Source organism: Dietzia maris (genome assembly GCF_014144855.1).
Classification (GTDB): domain Bacteria; phylum Actinomycetota; class Actinomycetes; order Mycobacteriales; family Mycobacteriaceae; genus Dietzia; species Dietzia kunjamensis.
Map to the genome: position 1 here is coordinate 1 of NZ_JAALDN010000442.1, position 2173 is coordinate 2173.

General features: G+C 71.6%; 1 protein-coding gene. It reads right to left on the reverse strand.

The genetic code is table 11. The features are described from left to right. Positions 1-270: 270 nt before the first annotated feature. A partial coding sequence (nirB, locus tag G6024_RS13940; protein ID WP_159148962.1) for a nitrite reductase large subunit NirB occupies positions 271-2173 on the reverse strand: 1903 nt, incomplete at its 5' end.

The window sequence follows — 2173 nt, forward strand, 5'->3', positions numbered from 1 at the left end:
CCTGGCGGCCGTCGGGCAGCAGGGCGGCGACCCCACGCCCCGGGATGAGGCGGCCGACCGGGCAGACGGCGATCTCGGCGGGGCGCGCGGCGCCCGATGCGGGAGCGGGGCGGGTGGCGGTGAACAGCTGGGTGGTGGTCATGACGGATCTCCTCCTGGTGGGCGGAACTGGTGAGCGGAAGTCGTGGGCGGAAGTAGTGGGCGGAGCTGGTGAGCAGGAGTCGTGGGCGGGGTGGCCGGCAGAGCTGGCCGGTGTCCGGCGCGGGACCGTCAGACGCGGGCCGGCATGGACGGCGAACCGAGCAGGACCGGCACCTTGCGGCCGTCGCGCTCCTCGAACTGCACGGTGGGGTCGGGCGCCTCGGGGGCGTTGATGAAGGAGACGAACCGGCCGAGCTTGTCGGGGTCGTCCAGGACGGCCGCCCACTCGTCCACGTACCCCTCGACATGCGATTCCATCCGGCCCTCGAGCTCGGCCGCGAGCCCCAGTGAGTCGGAGCAGACGACCTCACGAAGGTGGTCGATGCCGCCTTCGAGCGACTCCAGCCACGGTGCGATCCGCTGCAGGCGCTCGGCGGTGCGGACGTAGAACATCACCGTGCGGTCGATGTAGCGGATGAGCTGGTCGTCGGTGAGATCCCCGGCCAGCAGCTGGGCATGCCGCGGCGTCGCGCCACCATTGCCACCGACGTAGAGGTTCCAGCCGGTCTCGGTGGCGATCACCCCGACGTCCTTGCCGCGCGCCTCGGCGCACTCGCGGGCACAGCCGGAGACGCCCATCTTGATCTTGTGCGGCGCCCGCAACCCGCGGAACCGGGTCTCGAGCAGGACCGCCATCCCCACGGAGTCCTGCTGGCCGTAGCGGCACCACGAGGTACCCACGCAGCTTTTCACCGTGCGCAGCGACTTGCCGTAGGCGTGACCGGACTCCATGCCCGCGTCGACCAGGCGTCGCCAGATCTGCGGCAACTCCTCCACACGCGCGCCGAAGAGATCGATCCGTTGGCCGCCGGTGACCTTGACGTACAGGTCGTGGTCGCGTGCGATCTCGCCGATCACGATGAGCTGATCGGCCGTGACCTCCCCGCCGGGCATCCGCGGGACCACCGAATAGGTGCCGTTCTTCTGGATGTTGGCCAGGAAGTGGTCGTTGGTGTCCTGCAGCGAGGCCTGCTCGCCGTCGAGAACATGGTCGGAGCTGGTCGAGGCGAGGATCGAGGCGACGGTGGGCTTGCAGATGTCGCAGCCGGAGCCGCGGCCGAAGCGCCCGATCAGGCCGGAGAAGGTCCGGATCCCGGTGACGGTGACGATCTCGAACAGCTCCGAGCGGGACTGGTCGAAGTGCTCGCACAGTGCCGTGGACTGCTCGACGCCCTCGGCCTCGAGCACCTGACGCATGAGCGGCAGGCACGACCCACACGAGGTGCCGGCGCGGGTGCACGCCTTGAGTGCCGGGACGTCGCACGCCCCGCCGCAGATCGCGTCGCGCAGCGTGCCCTTGGTGACGGCGTTGCAGGAACAGATCTGGGCGTCGTCGGGCAGCGACTCGACGCCGACACCCCCGCCGTCCGCCGCGGCGCCGGGAGTGATGAGGGACAGGGGATTGGACGACGGCAAGGTGCGCCCGAGCAGCGGCTTGAGCAGCTGGTACGGGCCCGCGTCCCCGACGAACACCCCGCCGAGCAGGGTCAGGGCGTCGTCGCTGAGGACGAGTTTGGAGTAGGTGCGCGTGACGGGGTCGTCCACCACCAACTCGAGGCAGCCGGGCGTGCGCCCGTGGGCGTCGCCGAAGCTGGCCACGTCGACCCCCATGAGCTTGAGTTTGGTGGCGAGGTCGGCGCCGGTGAACTCGGCGTCGGCGCCCGGGCCGTCGCCCAGCCGGGCGGCGACCACCTCGGCGGAGGCGTACCCGGGCCCGACCAGGCCGTAGCAGGTGCCCTCGATGGCCGCACACTCGCCGATCGCGAACACGTGCGGGTCCGAGGTGCGGCACGCCCGGTCGGTCAGCACGCCGCCCCGCTCGGCCAGTGCCAACCCGGCCCCGCGGGCGAGCTCGTCACGGGGGCGCACACCGACGGAGAACACCACGACCGCTGCCTCGACCGCGGTCGTCTCGCCGTCGTCGCCGGTCAGGGTCACCCGGACCCCGCCGTCACCGTCCGCACCGTCGCGC